At 69.7% G+C, this 23048-nt stretch carries 22 protein-coding genes; 12 read left to right on the top strand and 10 right to left on the bottom strand.

All coding sequences use genetic code 11. From position 1 onward, the window contains the following. Positions 1-300 precede the first annotated feature (300 nt). The 5 genes from ACQ3I4_RS09170 to ACQ3I4_RS09150 all read left to right on the top strand — a co-directional run bounded on the left by ACQ3I4_RS09170 (position 301) and on the right by ACQ3I4_RS09150 (position 7100). Positions 301-2199 carry an FAD-binding monooxygenase gene (locus ACQ3I4_RS09170; protein WP_430633408.1) on the top strand — a complete coding sequence of 633 codons (1899 nt, stop codon included), beginning with the start codon at positions 301-303 and terminating at the stop codon, positions 2197-2199. A gap of 56 nt (positions 2200-2255) precedes the next feature. Continuing rightward, positions 2256-3056 carry an IclR family transcriptional regulator gene (locus tag ACQ3I4_RS09165; protein WP_430633407.1) on the top strand — a complete coding sequence of 267 codons (801 nt, stop codon included), beginning with the start codon at positions 2256-2258 and terminating at the stop codon, positions 3054-3056. Between the two features lie 104 nt (positions 3057-3160). Next, positions 3161-4399: a Gfo/Idh/MocA family protein gene (locus ACQ3I4_RS09160; RefSeq protein WP_430633406.1), complete on the top strand. Its 1239-nt coding sequence runs from the start codon at positions 3161-3163 to the stop codon at positions 4397-4399. Beyond that, a complete protein-coding gene (locus tag ACQ3I4_RS09155; RefSeq protein ID WP_430633405.1) occupies positions 4396-5268 on the top strand; it encodes a sugar phosphate isomerase/epimerase family protein in 873 nt (290 codons plus the stop codon). Before ACQ3I4_RS09160 ends, ACQ3I4_RS09155 begins: the two co-directional genes overlap by 4 nt. Continuing rightward, positions 5265-7100, top strand: coding sequence for an FAD-dependent oxidoreductase (locus tag ACQ3I4_RS09150; RefSeq protein WP_430633404.1), 1836 nt, complete (start codon positions 5265-5267; stop codon positions 7098-7100). The genes ACQ3I4_RS09155 and ACQ3I4_RS09150 overlap by 4 nt, the downstream gene beginning before the upstream one ends. An 89-nt stretch (positions 7101-7189) precedes the next feature. Here the strand turns inward: ACQ3I4_RS09150 and ACQ3I4_RS09145 are convergent, their stop codons facing one another. After that, positions 7190-8176, bottom strand: a complete 987-nt coding sequence (locus ACQ3I4_RS09145) for an aldo/keto reductase (protein WP_329862572.1) — start codon at positions 8174-8176, stop codon at positions 7190-7192. Positions 8177-8378: 202 nt separating this feature from the next. Between ACQ3I4_RS09145 and ACQ3I4_RS09140 the strand changes: the two genes are divergently transcribed. Next, on the top strand, positions 8379-9212 hold the full coding sequence (locus tag ACQ3I4_RS09140) for a hypothetical protein (protein WP_430633403.1): 834 nt from the start codon (positions 8379-8381) through the stop codon (positions 9210-9212). A gap of 246 nt (positions 9213-9458) precedes the next feature. On the opposite strand, the gene ACQ3I4_RS09135 is transcribed toward ACQ3I4_RS09140, so the two are convergent. Beyond that, on the bottom strand, positions 9459-10499 hold the full coding sequence (locus ACQ3I4_RS09135; protein WP_430633402.1) for a zinc-binding dehydrogenase: 1041 nt from the start codon (positions 10497-10499) through the stop codon (positions 9459-9461). A gap of 33 nt (positions 10500-10532) precedes the next feature. Next, positions 10533-10946, bottom strand: coding sequence for a (R)-mandelonitrile lyase (locus ACQ3I4_RS09130; RefSeq protein WP_430633401.1), 414 nt, complete (start codon positions 10944-10946; stop codon positions 10533-10535). A 320-nt stretch (positions 10947-11266) separates the two neighbouring features. On the opposite strand from ACQ3I4_RS09130, the gene ACQ3I4_RS09125 reads away from it, so the two are divergent. Both ACQ3I4_RS09125 and ACQ3I4_RS09120 read left to right on the top strand, forming a co-directional pair. Next, a complete protein-coding gene (locus ACQ3I4_RS09125; protein WP_430633400.1) occupies positions 11267-11551 on the top strand; it encodes a hypothetical protein in 285 nt (94 codons plus the stop codon). Positions 11552-11698: 147 nt separating this feature from the next. Then, complete coding sequence (locus tag ACQ3I4_RS09120; RefSeq protein ID WP_430633399.1) at positions 11699-13489, top strand: GmrSD restriction endonuclease domain-containing protein; 1791 nt, start codon at positions 11699-11701, stop codon at positions 13487-13489. Between the two features lie 79 nt (positions 13490-13568). On the opposite strand, the gene ACQ3I4_RS09115 is transcribed toward ACQ3I4_RS09120, so the two are convergent. After that, positions 13569-14210, bottom strand: coding sequence for a hypothetical protein (locus ACQ3I4_RS09115; protein ID WP_430633398.1), 642 nt, complete (start codon positions 14208-14210; stop codon positions 13569-13571). 89 nt (positions 14211-14299) lie between these two features. Further along, a complete protein-coding gene (locus ACQ3I4_RS09110) occupies positions 14300-14710 on the bottom strand; it encodes a VOC family protein (protein ID WP_430633397.1) in 411 nt (136 codons plus the stop codon). A 123-nt stretch (positions 14711-14833) separates the two neighbouring features. Here ACQ3I4_RS09110 and ACQ3I4_RS09105 point away from each other — a divergent pair, with 123 nt between their 5' ends. Together ACQ3I4_RS09105 and ACQ3I4_RS09100 are read left to right on the top strand one after the other, a co-directional pair. Further along, positions 14834-14971, top strand: a complete 138-nt coding sequence (locus tag ACQ3I4_RS09105; RefSeq protein ID WP_329862129.1) for a hypothetical protein — start codon at positions 14834-14836, stop codon at positions 14969-14971. 5 nt (positions 14972-14976) lie between these two features. Then, positions 14977-16125 (top strand): N(5)-(carboxyethyl)ornithine synthase, encoded by a 1149-nt coding sequence (locus tag ACQ3I4_RS09100; protein ID WP_430633396.1) that lies wholly within the window; start codon positions 14977-14979, stop codon positions 16123-16125. Between the two features lie 3 nt (positions 16126-16128). On the opposite strand, the gene ACQ3I4_RS09095 is transcribed toward ACQ3I4_RS09100, so the two are convergent. The 5 genes from ACQ3I4_RS09095 to ACQ3I4_RS09075 all read right to left on the bottom strand — a co-directional run bounded on the left by ACQ3I4_RS09095 (position 16129) and on the right by ACQ3I4_RS09075 (position 21246). Then, positions 16129-16638: a PaaI family thioesterase gene (locus tag ACQ3I4_RS09095; RefSeq protein ID WP_430633395.1), complete on the bottom strand. Its 510-nt coding sequence runs from the start codon at positions 16636-16638 to the stop codon at positions 16129-16131. Between the two features lie 60 nt (positions 16639-16698). Beyond that, on the bottom strand, positions 16699-17367 hold the full coding sequence (locus ACQ3I4_RS09090; RefSeq protein WP_430633394.1) for a DNA alkylation repair protein: 669 nt from the start codon (positions 17365-17367) through the stop codon (positions 16699-16701). A gap of 73 nt (positions 17368-17440) precedes the next feature. Next, the gene (locus ACQ3I4_RS09085) at positions 17441-18145 is read right to left on the bottom strand and encodes a hypothetical protein (RefSeq protein ID WP_430633393.1); all 705 of its coding nucleotides are present in this window, start codon (positions 18143-18145) and stop codon (positions 17441-17443) included. After that, entirely contained in the window at positions 18142-20499 is a 2358-nt protein-coding gene (locus ACQ3I4_RS09080; protein ID WP_430633392.1) for a HelD family protein, read from the bottom strand. The genes ACQ3I4_RS09085 and ACQ3I4_RS09080 overlap by 4 nt, the downstream gene beginning before the upstream one ends. A gap of 162 nt (positions 20500-20661) precedes the next feature. Further along, positions 20662-21246, bottom strand: a complete 585-nt coding sequence (locus tag ACQ3I4_RS09075) for a type I restriction-modification enzyme R subunit C-terminal domain-containing protein (protein ID WP_430633391.1) — start codon at positions 21244-21246, stop codon at positions 20662-20664. A 32-nt stretch (positions 21247-21278) separates the two neighbouring features. Here ACQ3I4_RS09075 and ACQ3I4_RS09070 point away from each other — a divergent pair, with 32 nt between their 5' ends. Together ACQ3I4_RS09070 and ACQ3I4_RS09065 are read left to right on the top strand one after the other, a co-directional pair. Then, positions 21279-21824, top strand: a complete 546-nt coding sequence (locus ACQ3I4_RS09070) for a helicase-related protein (RefSeq protein WP_430633390.1) — start codon at positions 21279-21281, stop codon at positions 21822-21824. 164 nt (positions 21825-21988) lie between these two features. After that, positions 21989-23026, top strand: coding sequence for a hypothetical protein (locus ACQ3I4_RS09065; protein WP_430633389.1), 1038 nt, complete (start codon positions 21989-21991; stop codon positions 23024-23026). The last annotated feature ends 22 nt before the right edge of the window (positions 23027-23048 follow it).

The following is a 23048-nucleotide window of genomic DNA, read 5'->3' as shown; positions in this document are numbered from 1 at the left end:
CACCCACCCGCCGCCCGAGACCCGCCCAGTTCACGTCGTCTCGGCGAAACCGCGGGCTGTTGGCGACTGCGCGGGGTCTACCCCGTGGCCTCGCCGAGACGACGTGAACTCGCTGAAGCGTTTCCGCGGCGGCGAGTGCCCGCCGTCGGCCGCACCACATTTATGCGCGGGCGCCCCTTGTAACGCGCGTCATACCTGCCGTACAGTCGTCGATAACAGTTTGTTCGATTATCGAATCTCAAGTTCTATTATCGAACACCACTAGCCCGCAGCGGCAGCACAATGAAGTGAGGACAGCCCGTGCAGTTCCACCACCACGGTTACGTTTCCGGCGATCCGCGCATCGAGCCGGCGGCCGGCACCGGCGTCGACCGCCCCGCCGAGCTCCCGGAGCAGATCGACGTCCTGATCGTGGGCTCCGGCCCCGCCGGAATGCTGGCCGCGGCCCAGCTCGCCCAGTTCCCCTCCGTCACCACGCGGCTCGTCGAGCGCCGCCCGGGCCGGCTCGCGATCGGCCAGGCGGACGGCATCCAGGCCCGCAGCGTCGAGACGTTCCAGGCGTTCGGCTTCGCCGAGCGCATCACCGCGGAGGCGTACCAGATCACGGAGATGGCCTTCTGGAAGCCGGACCCGCGGGACCCGTCGCGGATCGTCCGCTCCGCCCGCGCCCAGGACGATCCCCACGGCATCAGCGAATTCCCGCACCTGATCGTGAACCAGGCGCGGGTCCTGGACTACTTCGCGGAGTTCGCCGCCAGCTCGCCCGCCCGCATCACGCCCGACTACGGCTACGAATTCGTCGGCCTGACGGTCGGCGACGGCGAGTTCCCCGTGGCCGTGACGCTCAAGCACACGGCCGGCGCCGAGGAGGGTACGGAGCGCACGGTGCACGCGAAGTACGTCGTCGGCGCCGACGGCGCCCGCAGCCGGGTCCGCTCCTCGATCGGCTGCACCCTGGCGGGCGACGCCGCCAACCACGCGTGGGGCGTCATGGACGTCGTCGCGTCCACCGATTTCCCGGACATCCGCCTCAAGTGCGCCATCCAGTCCCACGACGGCGGCTCCATCCTGCTGATCCCGCGCGAGGGCGGGCACCTGTTCCGCATGTACGTGGACCTCGGCGAGGTCCCGGCGGACGACGCCGGCAACGTCCGCAAGACCACGATCGAGCAGATCATCGCGCAGGCCAACGCCATCCTGTCTCCCTACACCCTCGACGTCCGCAACGTCGCGTGGCACAGCGTCTACGAGGTGGGCCACCGCCTCACGGACCGCTTCGACGACGTCCTGCCGGAGGAGCTCGGCGACCGCACGCCGCGCGTGTTCATCACGGGCGACGCGTGCCACACCCACTCGGCGAAGGCCGGCCAGGGCATGAACGTGTCCATGCAGGACGGCTTCAACATCGCCTGGAAGCTCGGCCACGTGCTGGAGGGGCGCAGCCCCGCCTCGCTGCTGTCCACCTATTCGGCCGAGCGCCAGGTGGTCGCGAAGAACCTGATCGACTTCGACAAGACGTGGTCCACGATGATGGCCAAGAAGCCGGAGGAGTTCTCCAGCCCCTCGGAGCTGGAGGACTTCTACGTCCGGACGGCGGAGTTCCCGGCCGGGTTCATGACGGAGTACACGCCGTCGATGATCGTCGGCGGCGCGGAGCAGCAGGAGCTGGCCGCGGGCTTCCCGGTGGGCAAGCGCTTCAAGTCCGCCCGCGCCGTGCGGGTGAGCGACACCAACCCGCTGCACCTGGGCCACCAGGCCAAGGCGGACGGGCGCTGGCGCATCTACGTCTTCGCTGATCCCGCGCTGCCGGGCACGGACTCCCCCACGGACGCGCTCGGCGAGTGGCTGGCCTCCTCCCCGGAGTCGCCGCTCGCGGCGCAGCCCGCCGGCGGGGACGACGACGCCTGGTTCGACGCGCGCGTGATCTACCAGCACCCGCACACCGAGATCGACATCAACGCGGTCCCGCGGGCCTTCAAGCCCGAGGTCGGCCCGTTCCGGCTGACGGACCTGAACAAGGTCTACGGCGTGGACCCCGCCGCGGACATCTTCGACGAGCGGCAGCTGGACCGCGCCGGCGTCGTGGTGGTGGTCCGCCCGGACCAGTACGTGGCCACCGTCCTGCCGCTGACCGCGACCGGCGAGCTCGGCGCGTTCTTCGCGGGCGTCCGCGGCGAGCGGGCCACCGCCCAGGCGTAGGAGGACACAGGAGGACGACGGCGGACCGCGCGACGGCCGAAGGGAGGACCGGAAGCATGGCGAATTCGTCGTCCGGGGAATCCGTCCTCGACCGCATCACCAGGATCCTCGGGGCCTTCGAGGACGGCTCCCCCCTGCTGACCCTCGGCGAGCTCTCCCGCGCGGCCGGCCTGCCCGTCAGCACGACGCACCGGCTGGCCGGCGAACTGCAGGCGGCCGGATACCTGGAGAGGGACCCGGAGGGACGCTTCGGGATCGGCATCCGGCTGTGGGAGCTCGCCGCCCGCTCGACCTCCGCCGAGCGGTTCCGCCGCACGGGCCGCCCCGTCCTCGAGGGCGTCCACGCCGCCGTGCGGCAACACGTCTGGCTCTCCGTGCCGCGCTTCGAGGATTTCACGGTCCTCTACCTCGAGCGGCTGGACCGGCACGGCAGCGCCGTGGACGTGGCCGAGGTCGCCGGCCGGCTCGGCATGCACACGACCTCCGCGGGGCTCGCCATGCTGGCCCACGCCCCCTGGGAGGTCCAGGAGCGGTTCCTGGCCGGGGAGCTGGAGCGGACGACGCCGGCGACGGAGACCGATCCCGCGCGGATCCGGGCGCATCTGGCACAGATCCGGGAACGCGGCGTCGTCCGGCTCCCCGGGGTCCTGGTCGAGGAGAACGCGGGATACGCGGCTCCGGTGTTCGGTCCCGGGAACGAGGTGATCGGGGCGATCACCGTCGTCGTCCCCCTGGCCGAGGACAACCCGCAGCTGGTCCTGCCCGTCCTGATCGCCGGCGCGCGCTCGCTGTCCCGGTCCATGGGATCCTCGCGCCGGGGCGAGGGGCCGAGGCCCTGGCTCCGCCCCGCCCCCTGAACCTCGCGGAGATCACCTCTTCCGTTCAATGGAACGGTCGCCCTGCCCCGATCCGGGGGCTCCTACCGTGGAAGCCACACCACCCGGCTCCCGAGAGGCAACCCGTGAACCAGCAGCACCCCGGCCGCGCGCTCCGCGTCGGCATCGCCGGCTGCGGCAAGATCAGCCGCAACCACCTCCAGGCCTTCGCCGAACTCGACTCCGTGGAGGTCGTCGGGGTCTGCGACATCGACCTCGGCCGGGCCGAGTCCACCGCCGCGGAGTGGGGCGTACCCGCGGCCGTCGGCTCCCTCGACGAGCTGCTCGGCCTCGGGCTCGACGTCGTCTCCGTCTGCACGCCGCACCCGGCCCACGAGGAAGCCGTCCTCGCGGCGGCGGCCGCGGGAACGCACGTGTTGTGCGAGAAGCCGGTCGCCGTCGACCTGGCCTCCGCCGAGCGCATGGTCCGGGCCTGCGACGCCGCCGGCGTCCGGCTCGGCGTCCTGTTCCAGCGCCGGTTCTGGCCAGCGTCCCAGCGCGTGCGCGCCGCGATCGACGACGGCACCCTGGGCACGCCGGTGCTCGGGCACGCGTCCGTGCTGCTGCACCGGGACCCGGAGTACTACTCGACGGACGCGTGGCGCGGCACCTGGGCCACGGACGGTGGAGGGGTCCTCATGACGCAGGCCGTGCACTACATCGACCTCCTCCAGTGGTACCTGGGCGACGTCGCCGAGGTCCACGGCGCCGTCAACACCTTCAAGCACGGGGCGGACATCGAGGTGGAGGACTCGGCCAGCGCCGTCATCACGTTCACCTCCGGCGCCCTGGCCACGCTCTCGGCCTCGACCGCCGCCTCGCCGGCGCTCGGGGCGCAGGTCCGGATCACCGGTTCGACCGGGGCGACGGTCGAGCTCACCGAGTTCCCGGAAGGCAGCGCGGGGCGCGTCACCCTCCACGCCGCCGACGGCGTGGTCGGTTCCTCCCCCGCGCATCCGGCCGGAGCCGAGCCGAACGCCGGGCTGTCCGCGATCCATGCCGGGCTGGCTCCGTACCATGCCGCCCAGATCCGCGAGTTCGTGGACGCCGTCTCGCGCGGCGACGACCCCGCCGTCACCGGGCGCGACGCCGTCAGCGCCCTGCGCATCCTGCTGGCCGTCTACGAGTCCGCGCGCACCGGGGCGCCGGTCCGCTTCGCACCGTTCCCGTCGGACGGGCCGGTCGCCCCGACCCACGTCACCGCGCATGTCGCCACCGGCGCGGCCGCGAAGGTCGCCGAGGGCGGCGAAGTCCCGGCCCCGGCGCCCGGCGCGGCGGCCCCCGCGCCGCCAACCGCCGTCGTCCACTCCGGGGGGACTCCGTGATCCCGTTCCCCGCCACGGCGCCCCGCCCACTGCTGGGGCTCGCCCAGCTCTCGCTCGTCGGCACCGCGCCGCCGGACCTCGTCCGGCTCGCGGCCGACGCCGGATTCGACTTCATCGGCGCCCGCGTCCGTCCCGTCACCGCCGCCGAGCGGGCCTACGAGATGCAGCCCGGATCCCCGCTGCTGGCCGAGACCCTGGCCCGCATGCGGGACACCGGGGTCACGGTCCGCGACATCGAGTTCCTGCTCCTGGACGGCAGCGAGCAGCGGGAGGCGTGGCTGCGGATGATGGAGGCCGGCGCGGCCCTCGGCGCCACCGGGCTCACGGTCGCCGCGAGCGATCCGGACCGCTCCCGCCTCGCGGAGACCCTGGCCCGGATGGCCGCGGACGGACGCGACCACGGGATCACGCCCATGCTCGAGCCGATCTCCTACCAGGCGGTGCACTCGATCCCCGACGCCGCGGAGCTGGCCCGCGCGGCCGGATGCCGGATCGTCGTGGACACGCTGCATTTCCGGCGCTTCGGGGGCACGCTCGACGAGCTGCGCGAGCATGCGGATCTGGTCCCCTTGCTCCAGATCTGCGACGGTCCCGCCGTGCGCCCCGCCGACCGCGCGGGGCTCGTGACGGAATCCCGCTCCGAGCGCGGCGTCCCGGGGCTGGGCGGCTTCCGGATCGAGGAGATCGTCGCGGCGCTGCCGGCGGGCGTGCCGGTGAGCGTCGAGACGCCGTCGGATGCGACCGTGGCGCGCGTCGGCGAGGCCGCGTGGGTCCGGAAGCTCCGGGACGCGGCCGAACGGGTCCTCGAGGCAGCGGACGCGCTGCGCGCTTCCACACCCGACCACCACACCACGGAGCCCACCCGATGAGCGATGTCCCCGCCACGCCGACCCCCGACGCCGGTTCCGGCTCGACCTCCGACGCCGGCCCCGACGTCGGTTCCGACACCGGTCCCGTCACCCGTCCCGAGGCCCAGGACGTCGACCTCCTGGTGGTCGGTTCCGGGGCCGGAGGGCTGTCCGCCGCCGTCACCGCCGCCTACCACGGGCTGAAGGTGCTCGTGGTGGAGAAGGCCGAGGTCTGCGGCGGCGCGACCTCCTGGTCCGGCGGCTGGGCGTGGACCCCCGGCAACCCGCTGGCGAAGGCCGACGGCGTCGACGAGGACCGCGAGGAGTTCCGCACCTACCTGCGCCACCGGCTGGGCAAGGAGTACGACGCCGAGCGCGTCGATGCGTTCCTCGAGGCCGTCCCGCACATGGTCGGCTTCTTCCACGGCAAGACCTCGCTGCAGTTCACCCCGGGCGCGAAGATCCGGGACATCTACGGCAACACCCCGGGCGCCGGCACCGGCCACCGCTCCGTGGGCCCCGCCCCGTTCAACGCCCGCTCCATCCGCCCGGAGCTGCGCGCCAGGATGCGCCACCAGCTCTACGAGACCTCGTTCCTGGGCATGGGGATCATGGCGGGGCCGGACCTGACGAAGTTCCTCTCCGCCTCCCGCGGCAGCATCCCGGGCCTGATCCACGCGGCCAAGCGCTTCCTGCCGCACCTGTTCGACCTGGCCGTGCACCGGCGCAACATGCAGCTCGTCAACGGGACCGCGCTGACCGGGCGCCTCATGAAGTCCGCCGACGATCTCGGGGTGGAGATCCGCGTCTCCACCCCGGCGCTCCGGCTCCTCACGGACGCGGACGGCCGCGTCGTCGGGGCCGAGGTCGAGGGTCCCTCCGGGCGGTACCGGATCAATGCCGCGCGCGGCGTGGTGCTGGCCACGGGCGGGTTCCCACAGGACGCCGAACGCCGCCGCGAGCTGTTCCCCCACACGCCCACCGGGCGGGAACACTGGACGCTCGCCCCGCGGGAGGCCAGCGGCGACGGCCTGGACCTGGCTCTGGCGGCAGGGGGCCGCTTCAAGACGGACGTGGCCTCGCCGGCCGCGTGGTGCCCGGTCTCCCTGGTGCCGCATGCCAACGGCCGCCAAGGGACCTTCCCGCACATCATGGACCGCGCGAAGCCCGGCTCCCTCGGCGTGCGCCGGGACGGGAAGCGCTTCGTCAACGAGGCCAACGGCTACCACGACTACGTTCACGCGCTGCTGAAGGCCACCCCGGACGGCGAGCCGGCGGAGTCGTGGCAGATCGCCGACGCCCGGTTCGTCCGCAAGTATCCGCTGGGGATGGCCAAGCCGCGCCCCGTGCCGCTGTGGCCGTACGTGCGCTCGGGCTACCTCAAGACCGGCCGGACGCTCGAGGAGCTGGCCGCGGCGTGTGGCATCGATCCGGCCGGGCTGCGCGGCACCGTGGAGCGGTTCAACGCCAATGCCCGACGGGGCGAGGACCCGGACTTCGGGCGCGGGGAGACGGAGTTCAATCGCTACGGCGGGGACCCGGGGAACGGCCCGAACCCCTCGCTCGCCCCGCTCGAGAAGGGCCCGTTCTACGCGGTGAAGGTGATCCCCGGCAGCTTCGGCACCTTCGCCGGGATCGACGTCGACGCCCGGGCCCGCGTGCTCGACGCGCAGGGCCGGCCGATCCGCGGCCTCTACGCCGCGGGCAACGACCAGGCCTCCGTCATGGGCGGGCACTACCCCGCCGGCGGCATCAACCTGGGCCCGGCGCTCACCTTCGGTTACGTCGCCGCGCGGGACCTCGCCGGCGCCACGGCCTACGAGGACGACGCCGGGGCCGCCGTCCGCCGCTGACGCGCCTCGCGCACGGCGCCCCTTCCCGGCACGTGCCGGGGGTGACCGCGCGGCCCGGGCCCCGCCGTCGTCCTCCGTCCCGCGGTTCCCTACAGGCCCACCATCCTCATCCCGGAGGCGTCGTAGCGCTCCCCCGCGACGCCGACGGTGTCGACGAGCGCGTCGAGCGAGGCGACGTCGTCCGCGGAGAGGCGCAGCGACGCGGCGCCGGCGTTCTCGTCGATCCGGGAGCGCCGGCGCGTGCCCGGGATGGGGACGATGAAGGGGCGCTGGGCGAGCAACCACGCGAGGGCCACTTGCGCGGGCTGCGCGCCGAGCCCGTCGGCGAGCGCGCGGACGTGGTCGATGAGCGCCTGGTTGGCGGCGAGGTTCTCCGCCTCGAAGCGGGGCACGCGTCCGCGGATCTCGCCGGCCCCGAACACGGCGTCGGCGGCGACGGTCCCGGTGAAGAAGCCCTTGCCGAGCGGGCTGAAGGGCACGAAACCGATCCCGAGCTCCCCGCACGCCTGCAGCACGCCGCGCTCCGGGTCCCGCGTCCAGAGCGAGTACTCGCTTTGGACCGCGGTCACGGGGAAGACGGCGTGGGCGCGGCGGATGGTCGCGGGCCCGGCCTCGGAGAGCCCGAAGTGCTTGACCTTGCCCTCGGCCACGAGCTCGCCCACGGCCCCGGCGACGTCCTCGATGGGCACGTCCGGGTCCACGCGGTGCTGGTAGAAGAGGTCGATCGCCTCGACGCCGAGCCGCTGCAGGGAGCCCTCGGCGACGCGGCGGATCTGCTCGGGCCGGGAGTCGGTGCCGCGCATCTGCCCGTCGACGATGTCCCAACCGAACTTGGTGGCGACCACGACCTGCTCGCGGAGCGGGGCGATCGCCTCGCCCACGAGCTCCTCGTTGACGTAGGGCCCGTAGACCTCGGCGGTGTCGATGAACGTCACGCCCTGCTCCACGGCGTGGCGGAGCACGCCGATCATGTCCTGCCGGTCCCCGGGGTTGGGGCCGTAGGACATCGACATGCCCATGGCCCCGAGGCCGATCGCGGAGACCCGCAGTCCTTGTCCAAGCGTCCTGGTGTGCATGGTGGTTCCTTCCGTCGGTTCGCCGGACCGGGCCGGCGGCTGCCTCCAGTCAACGCCGGCCGCGGTCCCCGCGGGAGTCCCTGCCGTCCCGGGTACCGGCAGGGCCCCTCTGGGCGAGGACGACGGCGGAGCCCGGCTCCGCGGTCCCGCCCGCCTCGGCTGCGTCTCTGGTCAGCCCGGGGTTTCGGGCGGACAATCGAGCATGGCAACCTCTTCAGAGACGAATCAGGCCCGGGACACCCTGCGGTACCTGCGCCTCATGCTCCTCGTGGTCCCGCTCCTGCTGCTCGTCGCGATCGCCGTCTACGCCTGGTGGACGGGGACCATCGAGGAGTCCATCAGCTCCTACTACCTGGGCCCCGCCCGGGACCTGTTCGTGGCGATGCTCGTGGCCACGGCCGTCCTGCTCGTGGTCTACAAGGGGTCTTCGCCACTGGAGGACTACGCCCTGAACTTCGCCGGCTTCTACGCGATGTTCGTGGCCTTCGTCCCCACGCGGCTCGGCGAGACGCTCGGCGGGCTCGAGCCGGACGAGCGCTTGGAACTGATCCGCTCCATCCAGGTCGCCGTCGTGGCGGTCCTCGTGGTCGCCGCGGTCTTCGCCTGGCTCGATTTCCGGACCACGGGCTGGGCGCGGGCACGTCTCCTGAGGGACCCGTGGACGCGGATCCTGACGATCGCCAGCTTCGTGTTCCTGGCGGGATTCGTGGTGCTGCTTCTCTGGCGGACGGTGGAGGGGAACGAGTTCGCCGGCGTCCACTTGGCGGCGACCCTGCTGCTCATCGCCAGCATGGGGGTGGCCATCGCGAGCCATTTGGGGCCCGGCCCGCTGAGCGCCGCGGACACGAGCGGCGGCCGGCGGCGCAGCTATGCCGTGCTGCTGACGATCATGGTCCTCGGCATCCCGGCGGTGCTCATCCTGACGGCGTTGGGACTGAAGCAGGCCGTGTTCGTGGTGGAGTGGATCGAGATCGGCGTGTTCACGACCTTCTGGTTCCTCGAGACGCGGCGTACGTGGCATGAGGGCGTCGCCTGAGCGGCGGTAGTGCGCGGTCGGCGCCGGTCGCGGTGGGGGAACGACGCCGGACGCGGCCCGCCGCTGCCATGTTCAGGCCGCTCCGGGCGGCATAGAAGGCCGCGTCCATGTCAGGAACGACGTGCCGGACCACCATGCGCTACACCACTCAATGGGGCACTACTGCCGCGCACCGACTCCACAGGCGACCGGATGAAACGCGCATTCATCCTGGCGATTGCCCCGTGTCGGCGCCGGTAGACCCCTCTACGGCGCGATCATCACCTTGAGCGCCTCCCGGGCGTCCATCGCCGCGTAGCCATCGGCCACGCCGTCGAACCCGACGGTCGAATCGAACACGCGCCCCGGGTCGATCTCGCCGGAGAGCACCTGCGGGATCGCGGCCTCGATGTACGCGCGGACGGGCGCGGGCCCGCCGGTGAGCGCGGCGTTCTTGCCGAAGAGCGAGCCGAAGCCGATCGGCGCCGACTCGTACTGCGGCACGCCGACGCGGGAGATCACGCCGCCGGGGCGGACCACGCCGTAGGCCTGCTCGTACGCGGGCAGGTGCCCCACGGCCTCGAGCACCACGTGGCTCCCCTCGCCCCGGGTCAGCTCGAGGACCCGGGCGATGCCCTCCTCGCCGCGTTCCGCCACGACGTCGGACGCCCCGAACTCGCGTCCCAGGTCCGTGCGGGAGCGGTGCCGCCCCATGAGGATGATCTGCTCGGCGCCCATCTGCCGCGCCGCGAGGACCGCGGACAACCCCACGGCCCCGTCGCCGATCACTGTGACGGACTTGCCGGGCTCCACGCGCCCCTGGAAGGCCGCGTGGTAGCCGGTCAGGTAGACATCGGACAGCGTCAGCAGCGAGGCGAGCAGCCCGGAGTCCTCGCCCACGCCGGGCACGGGGACCAGGCTGCCGGAGGCCTGCGGGATCCGGGCGAATTCGGCCTGCAGCCCGGCGGTCTCGTCCGTGCCGTAGAAGCCCCCGTGCAGGCAGGAGGTGTGCACGCCCTCGCGGCAGAACACGCACGTGTTGTCGGCGAAGGCGAAGGGCGCGATCACGAGGTCGCCCTTGTTCAGCCCGGTCACCTCGGAGCCGAGCTCCTCGACGACGCCGATGAGCTCGTGGCCCATCGACTTGGCCCCTTCGCCCGCCGGCAGGGAGTGGTAGGGGTGCAGGTCGGAGCCGCAGATGCACGCGCGCACGGTGCGCACGATCGCGTCGGTGGGCTGCTGGATCACGGGGTCCGGGACGTCCTCAACGCGGACGTCGCCGGCTCCGTACATAAAGGTGGCCTTCAAAGTGTGGTTCTCCTCGGTGTGGTGGGTCGGTGGCTAGGCGTCGGAGGGCCCGGCGGCGTACTCGGCGTCGGAGACCTGCTCGAGCCACGTGGTCGTCGTGGCGGGGTCCTCGCCCTGGTCCAGCAGGGCGAGGTGCACCATGAAGCGGTCCGGCGCGGCGCCGTGCCAGTGCTCCTCCCCCGGCGGGGTGTAGACGGTCTGGCCGGGCAGGACCCGCAGGACCTCGCCGCCGCGGGACTGCATGTAGGCGACGCCCTCGGTCACGTGGAGGGTCTGGCCCCGGGCGTGGGAGTGCCAGGCCGTGCGCGCGCCGGGCGCGAACCGCACCGTGGCCGCGGTCATCGACTGGCCCTCCTGGCGCGGCGAGGCGATCGGATCGACCCAGACGTCGCCCGTGAAGCGCTCCGGCGGGTTCTTGGCCGTCGGGGCGGGTTCGATGATCTCCATGCTGGCTCCTCCTCGGTGGCTCGCGGAATCGTGCCGCGATCCACGCTAAGGGCGCTGCCGGCGCCGCGGGAGGCCCTGTCAGTACCTGTGGGCGCCGTCACGCGGAGGCAAGGGTACGACGGCGGCGCGGCACCGCCGTCGTCCTGGCCGGCTGCGGCGCGGGAACCGGCGGCCCCGTCACGGCCCTCTCCGCGCCCGGCGCGACGTGCATCGAGCTCCGCGGGCACGAGGAGGCGCTGTTCGGCACGGTCCTGCGCACCGGGGACGGCGACGAGGGAACGCTGACCGGCGTCGAGCTCCTCGATGCCGACGGGCTGGAGGTGACCGGTTCCTGGCTCATCGAGCCGGCGAAAGACGGGACGGTGATCGGCTCGGAGCTGCTGCCCGTCGACGGACCCCACGCGGACCCATGGGAGGCCCGCCGCGAGGCCGTCGGCACCACGGTCTCCCCGGGCGACGTGAACCTGCTGGTGCAATTGCGCCTGGCCGACGGCGCCGAGCGCGGCACGGCCACCGGACTGGCGATCAGCCAGGAGGCGGACGGCCGCGGCTACCGGGACACGACGCCCGAGGCGATCGAGCTGGAGACCGGGGACTGCACCTGACGCCGCGCCCGGCACCCCCTCTTGTCCGCGGCACGGCTAGAGTTCCTATGACGGCCGAACACCGGCCCTGGCCACCAAGAATCGCCGGAAGCGCCTGGGCACAAGGCCGGCCCCAAGAGCCGATCACCACGACGAGCAGGGAGAGCCTTGTCCAACTACGAAGTCCGTCAGCACCACGTCCAGACCCTCCTCTCTTGGGTCCGGACCGGTCAGATCGCCATTCCGGAAATGCAGCGCCCCTTCGTCTGGAACTCGACGAAAGTGCGCGACCTCTTGGATTCGCTCTACAAGGGCTACCCGATCGGCTACCTCATCACCTGGCAGAGCAAGGACGTCGGACTACGCGACGGCACCCAGTCCCACTTCAGACAGATCCTTATCGACGGCCAGCAGAGGATCACGGCGATGGCCGCCGCCCTGGTCGGCCAAGAAGTCGTCGACAAGGACTACTCCAAGAAGCGGATCAAAATTGCCTTCAACCCGCAGACCGAGGAGTTCGAGACCCTGACCCCCGTCAGGGCACGCGACAAGGAGTGGATTCCCGACGTGGCGGAGTTCATGTCGGCGGCATCGACATTCTCTGCCATCCGCGCCTACTTGGAGCAGAACCCCGAAGCGGACGAGGAGTCCATCGTCGGCGCCTTCGATCGGCTCTCCGCGATCCAAAACGCGCAGGTCGGCATCATCACCCTGTCGGAGGACCTCGACATCAACACCGTCACCGAGATCTTTATCCGCATCAACTCCAAGGGCGTTCCGCTGTCCAGCGCGGACTTCGCCATGAGCAAGATCTCCAGCCACGGCGAGTACGGTTCCAACCTCCGCAAGCTCATCGACTACTTCTGCCACATGGCCCGACATCCCGCCGTCTACCACGACATCGCCAAAAACGACCACTCTTTTGCCGAGTCCGGATACATGTCCAAGATCGCCTGGCTCAAGGACGACTCGTCGGATCTATTCGACCCGGACTACACAGACATCATCCGCATCGCCGGTCTCCGCGGCTTCGGTCGGGGCAAGATGTCCTCGCTCGTGAGCCTCCTGTCAGGACGGGACTTCGAATCGCGCACCTTCAGCGACGAGCTGGCTGCCGAGTCGTTCGAGACGCTGGAACGGGTCCTGCTCGAGATCGTGAACCAGTTCAACTTCCAGCAATTCATCCTGACCATCAAGTCCGCCGGATTCACGCAGGCGAAGATGCTGAGTTCGAAGAACGCCGTAAACTTCGCCTACGCCCTCTATCTCAGGCTTCGGGCCGAAAAGTCCATGCCCGACGGCACCGTCAAGAGCATCGTGCGCCGCTGGTTCGTCATGTCCATGCTGACGGGACGGCACTCGGGCTCGTTCGAGTCGCAGTTCGAACTGGACATCCGTCGCATCAGCGAGATCGGTGCCCGCGAATACCTGGACCAGATCGAGCGCGGGCAGCTGACGGACGGCTTCTGGGAGATTGAGCTTCCGTCAGCCATGAACTCTGCGAGCACGCGCAGCCCGTACTTCACGGTCTTCCTGGCCTCCCAGGTTCACGGCCAGGCGAAGGGATTCCTGTCAAAGCACATCACGATCGGCCAGATGCTGGAGGACGGTGGCGACATCCACCACCTGGTTCCCAAGAACTACCTCGTGAAGTCCGGTGTCACGGACCGCGCCCTCTACAATCAGATCGCCAACTTCGCCCTGACCGAGACGCCCGTCAACATCGGCATCACAGATGCGGCCCCGGCCGACTACATGAGGCGGATCGATGAACAGATTGCGGCCGGACAGCCCTCACTCGGCGAAATCACCCACCTGGCAGAACTCGAGGCGACGTTCGCCCAGAACGCCATTCCCCACTCCTTGAGGACGACGACGGCGGACACCTACCTGGACTTCCTCGCCGAACGCCGAAGCCTGATGGCCCAGCAGATCCGGAGGTACTACGAGGGACTCTAGGCCCAACAGCTGCAGCCGGCTGGTTGGCCAAGGTCCCGTCAGGACCCGCTACGCGCCTGCCGACGTTCGGCTGTCGAGGCTACGCGCTGGCGCCGTTGCCTGGGTACTCCCAGACCCAGCCGCCAGTGTCGTAGGGCACGAACGCGACCTCTCCGGTGTCGGAGGTGACATCGAGCAGCACGAGTCCCTTGGCTTTCTCGCCCTTCCCGATGTAGCTCGGCAAGAGGTCCTTGTCCGAGTCCATGCAATTCTGGATCGCTTCGCTGTCGAGCCCGCTCATGCGCGTTCCGTCCGGGCCGTACCCCCGCCAGTAGTAGGCGTCGAAGGAAATCATGCCTTCGGCGCCGTTTACCACGAGCGGTCCTTCGAACTCCGCCGCAGTCGCCACTTCGACCATCACGGCCAAAGCGCGCCCATTGAGGTCGCCGGCGTAGCTGTTGGTGCACTCGACGAACTCGAATCCGGTGACGGTAAAGTCCAACAACTGTTTGCCGCCTTCGCTGGAAATTCCTCCCGACTGGCCGACTCTCTTCGGCAGCTGCCCCCGGTCGTTGAGTGAAGACGATGGCGACGGTTGAGCCGCTTCGGGCGATTCGCTGGCGCTGCTGATCTCCGATGGCGGCGCCGTGACCGTGACTGTGACGACCGGCGGCGTGGCGGCCGCGCACCCCGTCAGCATCAGGCCGAGGCCGGCCGCCACGAGTCCGCGCTTGAGATTCATGTTTCCCCCAAAGATGAGATGTTCAAGGAAATGGTACGGATCGGATCCGGGGTCGACGAAACCGGCCGAGGAGCTGGCATGAGACCCGCTCAAGCGGAGGCGACGAGCTCCACCTCGAAGCCGTCGGTGTTCTCGAAGTAGGCCGCGTAGGTTTCGGGCCCGCCGGCGTGCGGGTGGCGGTCGGCGAACAGGAGACGCCAGCCGTGCAGTGGCGCCTCGGCCGCCAGTTCGTCGACGCGGCCCGGATCCCCGGCGTGGAAGGCGAGGTGATTCAGTCCCGGACGGCGGCGCTCGTGCTCCGCGCCGAGCAGGTCCGGAGACTGTTCGACGACGAGGTAGGTCCCGCCAAGCCGCCAGCTGCGCCCGGCCGACCAGTCCTGGAACGGCTCGTAGCCGAGCTCCCCGAGCAGCCAGCCCCATTGCGCCGCGGCGCGGCCGAGGTCCGGCACCCACAGCTCGACGTGGTGCAGCAGTCCGGTCTTCGGCGGGATCCCACGCATCCGGCGATCCTACCGGAGCTCGCCGGACGGTGCGCGGCCAGCGGTGCCGTACTGTGAGGGGCAGGGAGCAACTCCTGCTCCTGTCAGGAAGCGGTTGAACTAGCTTCCGCGAGGAGCACATCCATGGCCAACAAATCCCCGAACAAGTCCTCCGCCAAGAAGGTCGCCGGCAAGACGATCAAGGAAAAGCGGCTCGACAAGAAGGCGAAGGCCGCCGGGGCCGCGGCCTCGGAGATCGTCTCCATCACCAAGAAGCGCTGATCCGCGTGGCCCTGCTGAGCATCGGCGTCCTGGCCACGAGCCGCAAGGCCGACGAGCGCCGGCTGCCCATCCATCCGTTGCACCTGGAGCGGATCGATGCGGAACTCCGGGACCGGATGATCCTGGAGCAGGGCTACGGGGAGCGCTTCGGCCTCTCGGATGCCCAGCTTGCCCCGCTGGTCGGCCGGATCGCCCCGCGCGAGGACGTCATCGCCGCCGCCGACGTCGTGCTGCTGCCCAAGCCCCAGCCGGAGGACCTCGCCGAACTGCGCGACGGGCAGGTCCTCTGGGGCTGGCCCCACTGCGTCCAGGACCGCGCCATCACGCAGCTGGCCATCGACAAGCGGCTGACCCTGATCGCGTTCGAGGCCATGAACCACTGGGCGTCGGACGGCGGGTTCGGCCTGCACGTCTTCCACAAGAACAACGAGATGGCCGGCTACTGCTCGGTGCTCCACGCACTCGAGCTCGTCGGCACCACGGGCGTCTACGGGCGCCGGCTCACCGCCGTCGTCATCGGCTTCGGCGCCACCGCGCGCGGCGCGGTGACCGCGCTGAACGCCCACGGCGTGCACGACGTCGAGGTCCTCACGAGCCGCGGCGTCGCCGCCGTCGGATCCCCGATCCACTCGGTGCGCATCACGCAGTTCGACCACGACGCCAACGCGCCGTACCTGAGCCAGGTCATCACCGAGCGCGGCCGGCTGCCCCTGGCCCCGTACCTCGCGGAGCACGACATCGTCGTGAACTGCACGCTCCAGGACCCCAACTCGCCGCTGACGTACCTCACCGAGGAGGACCTGCCCGCGTTCCGGCCGGGCAGCCTGATCGTGGACGTGTCCTGCGACGAGGGCATGGGCTTCAGCTGGGCGAAGATGACGACGTTCAAGGAACCGATGTTCGACGTCGGGGACCACATCCACTACTACGCCGTGGACCACACGCCGTCCTACCTGTGGAACTCGGCCACGTGGGAGGTCAGCGAGGCGCTCATGCCGTTCCTGCGGAGCGTCCTCGAGGGCCCGGCCGGGTGGGACGCGAACGAGACCATCGCCCGCGCGATCGAGGTGCGCGACGGCGTCGTCGTCAATCCGGCGATCCTCGCGTTCCAGGACCGGGCCCCGGACTATCCGCACGCGGTGGCCGCCCGGTAGCGTTCACTCCGCCCGGGCGCCCGGGCCGATCGGGAACACAAGCAGCGAGCCGCTCGCGGTGGCCACGACTTTGCCCGAGGCATCGACGACCTTCCCCTCCGCGAACGCCACGCGGCTGCCGGGCTTGACCACGGTCCCGGTGCACGTCAGCAGGCCGCTATCGGCGGTCACGGCGCGCAGGTAGTTCACCTTGATCTCGAGCGAGGTGTAGCCCTGCCCCCGCGGCAGGGTGGTCTGGACGGCGCAGCCCAGGGCCGAGTCGAGCAGCGTGCAGACCAGCCCGCCGTGGACGATCCCGAGCGGGTTGTAGTGGGATTCGTTGGGCTCGCACGTGAAGGCGACCGTCCCGGCGTCGACCTCGGCGAGGGTGAAGTCCATGAGGCTCGCGATCGGCGGGCCGGGCAGCTCGCCCGCCTTCATGGCGCGCATGTACTCGAGCCCGCTCATCGTGGGCATGGCGGCGGGACCCGGGCGCGGGTCCTCCCATTCGACGATCCGGCGGCGTACGGTCACGGCGCTCCTTCCGGGGGCTGGTTCCAGTTCAGCGTACGACGCCGGGGCCCGCCACCGCGGTCATACTTCCCTGCGCCGCACCATCTCGTTGATCCAGATCGGGGCGAACGGGGACGTGCAGTTCGGCGGGGTCGGATAGTCCTTGAGGACCTCGAGGCGTTCGCCGATGTCGAGGGCGCGGGGGCGCAGGTCCGGGTTCTCGATGCCGATGTAGGCGAGGGACTGGTTCATGGCCCACTGCAGGCGGTCCGGGGCCTCCTTCATCTCGGCCTCGATGGTGTCGAGGAGGCCGGGGAGGTCGAGCCCGTCGGGCTTCTTCGCGATGCGTTCGCTCGTCAGCGCCCAGCCGGCGCTCGCAACGACGGGGTCCGGGTCGGCCTTCCACGCGGTGCGGAGGTCCTCGGCGTGGGCGCTCTTCTTGACGACGTAGTTCACGAGCCAGTCGTGGACCTTGGGGACACGGGAGTCGCGGAGCATGTCGTCCAGCTCCTCGCGGCCGAACGCCTTGGGCCGGCAGATCAGCAGCGCCAGAAGACGGGCGGGCGTGTTTCCGGTGGCCCACAGCTCGACGGCCAGGTCCTGCTGGGTCTTGAGCCGCTTGGCGATCGCGCGCAGCTTGGACAGGTTCACGCCGTGGTCGTCGCCGTGCTTCTCGTTCACGGCACGCATCTTCGGGTCCTCGAGCGCGGCCAGCTCGGCCAGCAGCCCGTCGACGGTCTCCGTGGGCATCCCTACCTCCTGCTCGTGCTGCTACCGGGACAAGCGTACGACGGCGGGGCGGTGCCTACGAGGGCGTGGAACCTCACTTCACCAGCTCTTTACCGTATTCGAAGGCCCAGCGTTCGACCTCGTCTGCGGCCACTGCCCTCCCAACTTCCTGCGACGCCCGCCCTGCCAAGTCCTGCATTTGCTGAACGGCCGCCAGATAGGCCGCGCGGCCAAATCCGAAACGCGGCTTGAGCAGGTTGTCGCCGGTCAAGCGATGCAGGGTGGCGAGCACATACTGGTCGACGATGAGCGAAGGATGGTCAGCGCGCCCGCCGCCTGCGAAGTACATGTACTTGGTAAAGAACGCTGGCCCAAGGTACTTGATGGCTGTGCCGCGCGGCTTGAGTAGATCGAACGCCTTCCCGGGGTCGGTTCGGGCTTCTTGGGCCGCGTAGAGAAGTAGCTCCTCGGCCTCGTTGCCCATCGAATGCACTGACGTGATGCGTCGTCCATTGTTTCGATGTCGCGTCCCCGTCCCCCAGGCCAATGTGTGCCACAGGAGCCTGAGCGGATGTCCCTGCTCGCTCAGCGTCTCTCGAGCGACATCGAAAACGCGAGCACGGCTAACACTGATGGATCCTTCGCAGTTTCCGCCATCGTCGGCTACCGCACCCGTGACCAGCTTCTCGGACCACCACGATGCATTTACCCGGACCGCGTGTGCCAGAACCGCGTCCTCGCGGGACCGCTCACGAGCCCATTCGCCCAGCGCCCCCAATGCAACAGCCTTCGCCATCATGCTGTTCGGTCTTCCGTTGATGAAGTCGCAGAGCCGTTTTCCTCAAGTTCGGATGCCAATCTCAAGGCCTCAAGCAGGATGGGACGGCGGATGTCTTGGCCGTAGAACTTGACGATCGTCTCCACCAGATATCGGGCATTGCGCCGAACGAGTTCTGCCTCGACCGCTCCCAGTGCCCCGACTGAACTGGGCTCGGCAGATTCGGATGCCGCCACGACGTCGGCCTGTGGCGTCTCTACGGTGCTTTCCGTCGTGGCCTCGGGCGGCAGCTCGTCATCGTCGCCATGGCTGCCCGAACCCGGTCGAACGATTTCGGGCTTGTCGATCACCGTGACACGCTCGAAGGCATCCCGGATGACTGCGGGAATCTCGCCGGTCGGGGCAAGGATATCGAGTCGCTGCGTCGTTCGCGTCAAGGCGATGTAGAGGAGGCGTTCGCCGTTGTCCTGCTCAAGGATCGTCTGGGGCTCGACCACGATGACCGAGTCGAACTCGAAGCCCTTGGAATCCTCGGGGGTGATGAGGTTGATGGACGTCCCGAGTTGCCCGGCACTCGAGTCGCTCCACGTCACGTCGTGACCCGCGAAGGCCGCCCGGATCCCTTCCCAGTTCTCCTTAGGAGCGATAACGCCGACGAAACGTCCCTTGGAGCTGTGGTGGCTCGCTACCCGCGCCACTTGATCGGACAGCTGGGTCGGTGGGACCTCGAACAGCTCAGGCTCGGCGTTTGCGCTGCGGACGACGACGGGCGGCGTCATGCCCGGCGCGGCCGCGGGCAGGAGCCTCTCGGCTACGCGGTAGACCTCGCGTGGAACCCGGTACCCGTGGCGCAGTTCCTCGATCCTGCACGGGAGCCGCCGCTTGAGACCGGAGACGACGTCGTCCCAAGAGTCCCTGGCGAACGGTCCTGTCGACTGCGCGACGTCGCCGACGAGCGTCATCGATCCGGAGCGCGAACGGCGCTTCAAAGCCAGCAGCTGCATGGGCGACAGGTCCTGGGCTTCGTCGACGATGATGTGTTCCCATGCCTCCGGAACACCGTTGATGTGGTCTTCGGCTTCGTCGATGAGAGCCAGGTCGTGGATGGTCCATGGTTCATCGGAAGTACGCGCGGCCGCAGGGCGGTGAAGGAGATCGACGTCCCGCTCCTTCAGGAGGCCTTGTCCGGCGGCGCGGAGCCTCGCCTTGGAGCCAAGAAGCTCGCGAACGAACTGCGGCGCGCTCATACGCGGCCACAAGCGGTCGAGTGCCGCGTCGACGGACTGCGGGTCCATGAGGTCGACGGCAGAGACTCCGGCCCGCAGTCCCATGGCGGAGGCAATGCGTTCGTAGAGACGCTCCCGCAGGGACTCCCGACCCTTGCCGTAGTGCTGATGCCGAAGCGCCTTGACATCCTCGTTCAGCGGCTCCGGGCGGAGCACAACGAACGCCCCGGAGTTCCTTCGCTTGATTCTTAGGAGCGTGTCGGGGGCCTTGATCCTGTCGTTGAGACCCTGGGTAATGACCTCGGCCATCTCCGCACTGCCTTTGAGCCTCGCGACGGCCGCGGCTTCCGAGGAGCGGACCGCCTGCGACGGCACAAGTAGCTCCTGAAGGGACGTGTGCGTTGTCCTGACATCGCCGAGCGCAGGTAGAACGTGATTGATGTACTTTGCGAAGGCAGGGTTGGGTCCGACGACCAGCATCTCCGACTCGGGGACCTGTTCTTGGTAGTTGTAGAGGATCCACGATGCGCGGTGAAGGGCCACTGCCGTCTTGCCTGTTCCGGGCCCTCCCTGGATGACCAGGAGCTGGTCCTTGTCGGCACGCATGAGCATGTCCTGGGAGGCCTGGATGGTCCGGACGATGTCCTGCATCTGGCCAGTCCGACCGCTGGCAAGGCTGTGGAGGAGGTCGTCGTCGTGTCGGATCTCGTCGTCAAGATCCGCGATCTCTTGCGCCAGCGTCGCGAAGACCCGATCGGTGAAGCGTTCGATGTGGTTTCGCGACGTCGAGTAGCTGCGCTTGGTCGCGATTCCCTTGCGGTCCTCGAGCGTGGCTTGGTTGTAGCGGGCGCCCATCTCGCCCTTCCAACTCAGGACCAAGAGGTTCTTCTGCTCATCCGTGATCGAGACGTTTCCAACGTAGTAAGTCTCGCCGCTGTCGAGTTCCATGCGGCCAAAGGCGACGGCATCCTCCGGGCCAAGGGTCTCGCTGCGTGCCACCTCGTTCTGCCAGGCGCGTCGCTCGGCTGCAGTCCCCATCGTCTTGAAACCGGAGGATCTGGCCTCCTTCGCGACGTCGTGCGCCTCCCTGGCCATGTCGAAATACGATTGCTCCCGCTGCATCTCTTCCGCGTAAGCGTCGGCCGTCATGTTCGTTCCCCCCCTGGCTTCCCCACCGCAAGACCGCGGCTCTCCTTGCAACTGATGCCAAGATAGACCACGGGCCAGACAGTTTGGAGTTGAACGGGCAGTCTCGATCGAGCGTCGATCCCCGGCGCGGCTACCCGAACAAGTTCCCGGTGCTGAAGCCCGTCAGGCCGTCACCGACGCACTGTCCTCCGGTTCCGGCAGCGCCGGCCCGCCGAGTCGATTGATGATCGACACGATCCGGTCCACATCCTCCTCGGGGAACAACGCCTCGGGTCCGCCGGCCGCGATGTCCGTGTAGGGCGGCTCGTACAGCGCCCCGGCGTCCATCGGCCCGCCACGGGTGAGCTGCTTGATGATCATGTTCAACAGCTCGAGCTGCCGGCTGTTCAGCGTGGTCTCGGCGATGAAGTCCGCGAAGGCGTCCTGAACGGCCTGCTGGTCGAGCCCGACGAGCGAGCGGATGAACCCCGCCACGTCGCCGGCCGCGGCACGTTCCAGGTCTTCCGCGGAGCCGACGCCGCCCTCGGCGAGCATCTCCTCGAGCGCCCGCAGGTCCATCTCGGTCAGCGGCAGTCCGCGCCGCAGGCGCTGCACGGCCATGTGGTCCAGATGCTCCCGGACGTAGACCTCGACGCGTTCGCGGTAGAAGGAGATGTCGAACGCGGAGTGCCGTACGCCTTCCAGCTCGACCTCCGTCAGCTCGCCCACCGTGTCCTCGAAGTCGGCGTAGACGGGCTTCCGACGCATCGTTGGAGTCCGCCGCAAGAATGTTGGCTTCGGTGAGTGTCCTCGACCAGATCCGCAGGCTCAACGAAAAGGCCATCGTCTTCGTCATCGACAGGAAGGTCCAGCAGAAACTCGCCCTATGGCTGCAGCTGCGCTACAAGATGCCCGTGAGCATCGTCAACGGCGAGACGAGTGCGGTTTCAAAGGGAGGCAGCGCAACCAGGCGAAGCATCATCAAGGACTTCGAATGCAGAGACGGCTTCAACGTCATCATCATGTCACCCCTGGCCGTCGGGACGGGGCTCACCGTCATCGGTGCCAACCATGCCATCCACCTCGAACGGCATTGGAACCCGGCCAAGGAAGCCCAGGCGACGGACCGCATCTACCGCATTGGCCAGACGCGGGACGTGCACGTGTATCTTCCCCTCGCCGTCCATCCTGATCGCGAGTCCTTCGACGTCAACCTTGACCGGCTCCTCCAACAAAAGACCGACCTGAAGGACGTCGTCGTCGTACCCGAGCCCGTCACCGAATCGGAAATGGCCACGGCCATGGGCATCGTCGACGAGGACCGCCCCGGCGCGACGACCCCGTAAGCCGGGCCTCGGCGCCGCACTCCATCCTCGCTACACAGACGGCATCGGCGAAGTCAGGAGACGGTGCGATGTCGCAGGGGCGAGCGAGGACGCGTCGCGGGCCCGCGCCTCGGACGGTGACGGCCGCGCTGCTTGCACTCGGCGTCCTGACGGGTTGCGGGCCGATGCCCGACACCCCCGCCGGGCCGCGGGCCGACGCCGAGCTCGTTGACGGCGTCGACTGCTCCTCGGCCTCCGAAGTGCTGTCGCCGCCGGATCCCTCCGCACCGCGACCACCTGCCGCCGGCGCCATCCCAGCGGGCTTCGTCCCCGTCGAGCTGATTCGCTGCAGCTTCCTCATGGACGGCTACGAGGACGAGCAGGGGCTCTGGTCGGCGGTCGGCGAGGAACACCTGGCGGGAGACCTCGACGCGCTCGCCATCGCCCTGGACGAGCCGGACGACGGCCCGCGGATGGACATGGCCTGCACGGCCGACCTGGAGATCGTCCCCGACCTCTGGCTCGTCGACGCCTCGGGTCGGGCGATGAGAGCTGCGTGGCCCGTGAATTCCTGCGGCAAGACCAAGCCCGGAGTGCACGACGTCCTGGCCGGCATGGAGGTGGCCTCGACGAAGCGGATCCCGGTCACGTTGATCGAGCCGCGGGCCGCGCTCGACGCCGGCTGTCCGGCCACGTGGAGCATCACCGCCGCGAACGGCCTGGTCAGGCTGGCTCCGGAGGTCCCGGTCCGAATCGACGGCGGCGCGGGCGCGAAGTCCGACGGCGGTACGGGCGGTGGCGTGGCCGCGGACCCCGGCGTCGTGCCCGGCTCCGGCGAGGCCGACGCCCTGAGGATCTGCCACTACCGGGCCGACGCGGAAGAGGACAGGGATTCGACCCGCCCGCCGAACGGAGGAGCGGAGACGCCTTTCGAGATCGTCGAGCTCGTCTCGGGGACCTTCGCGAGCGGCGGGCACCTCGAGGGTCCAGCGGTGGAGGCCCTCCTGCGGGCCGCCGAGAGGCCCGCCAACACCGCCGCCCCCGCCTGCGAGGAACGGGCCACCGAGTTCGCGGTCCTCTGGCCGCTCGCCGGCGGGGAGGTCGTCGGCGCGCCACTCACGCTGGAAATCAACGGCTGCCGGCGGCTCTTCGACCCGCTCTCGCTGCCGCGGACGCTGCCGGACGACGTCCACGACGCCGTCGCCCGGGCGCTCGACGACTGAACCGCCGGAGTGCGCCGCGCCA

This window comes from Zafaria sp. Z1313 (genome assembly GCF_050563205.1).
Classification (GTDB): Bacteria; Actinomycetota; Actinomycetes; order Actinomycetales; family Micrococcaceae; genus JAZDCJ01.
This window is presented reverse-complemented; position numbering and strand designations above follow the sequence as displayed.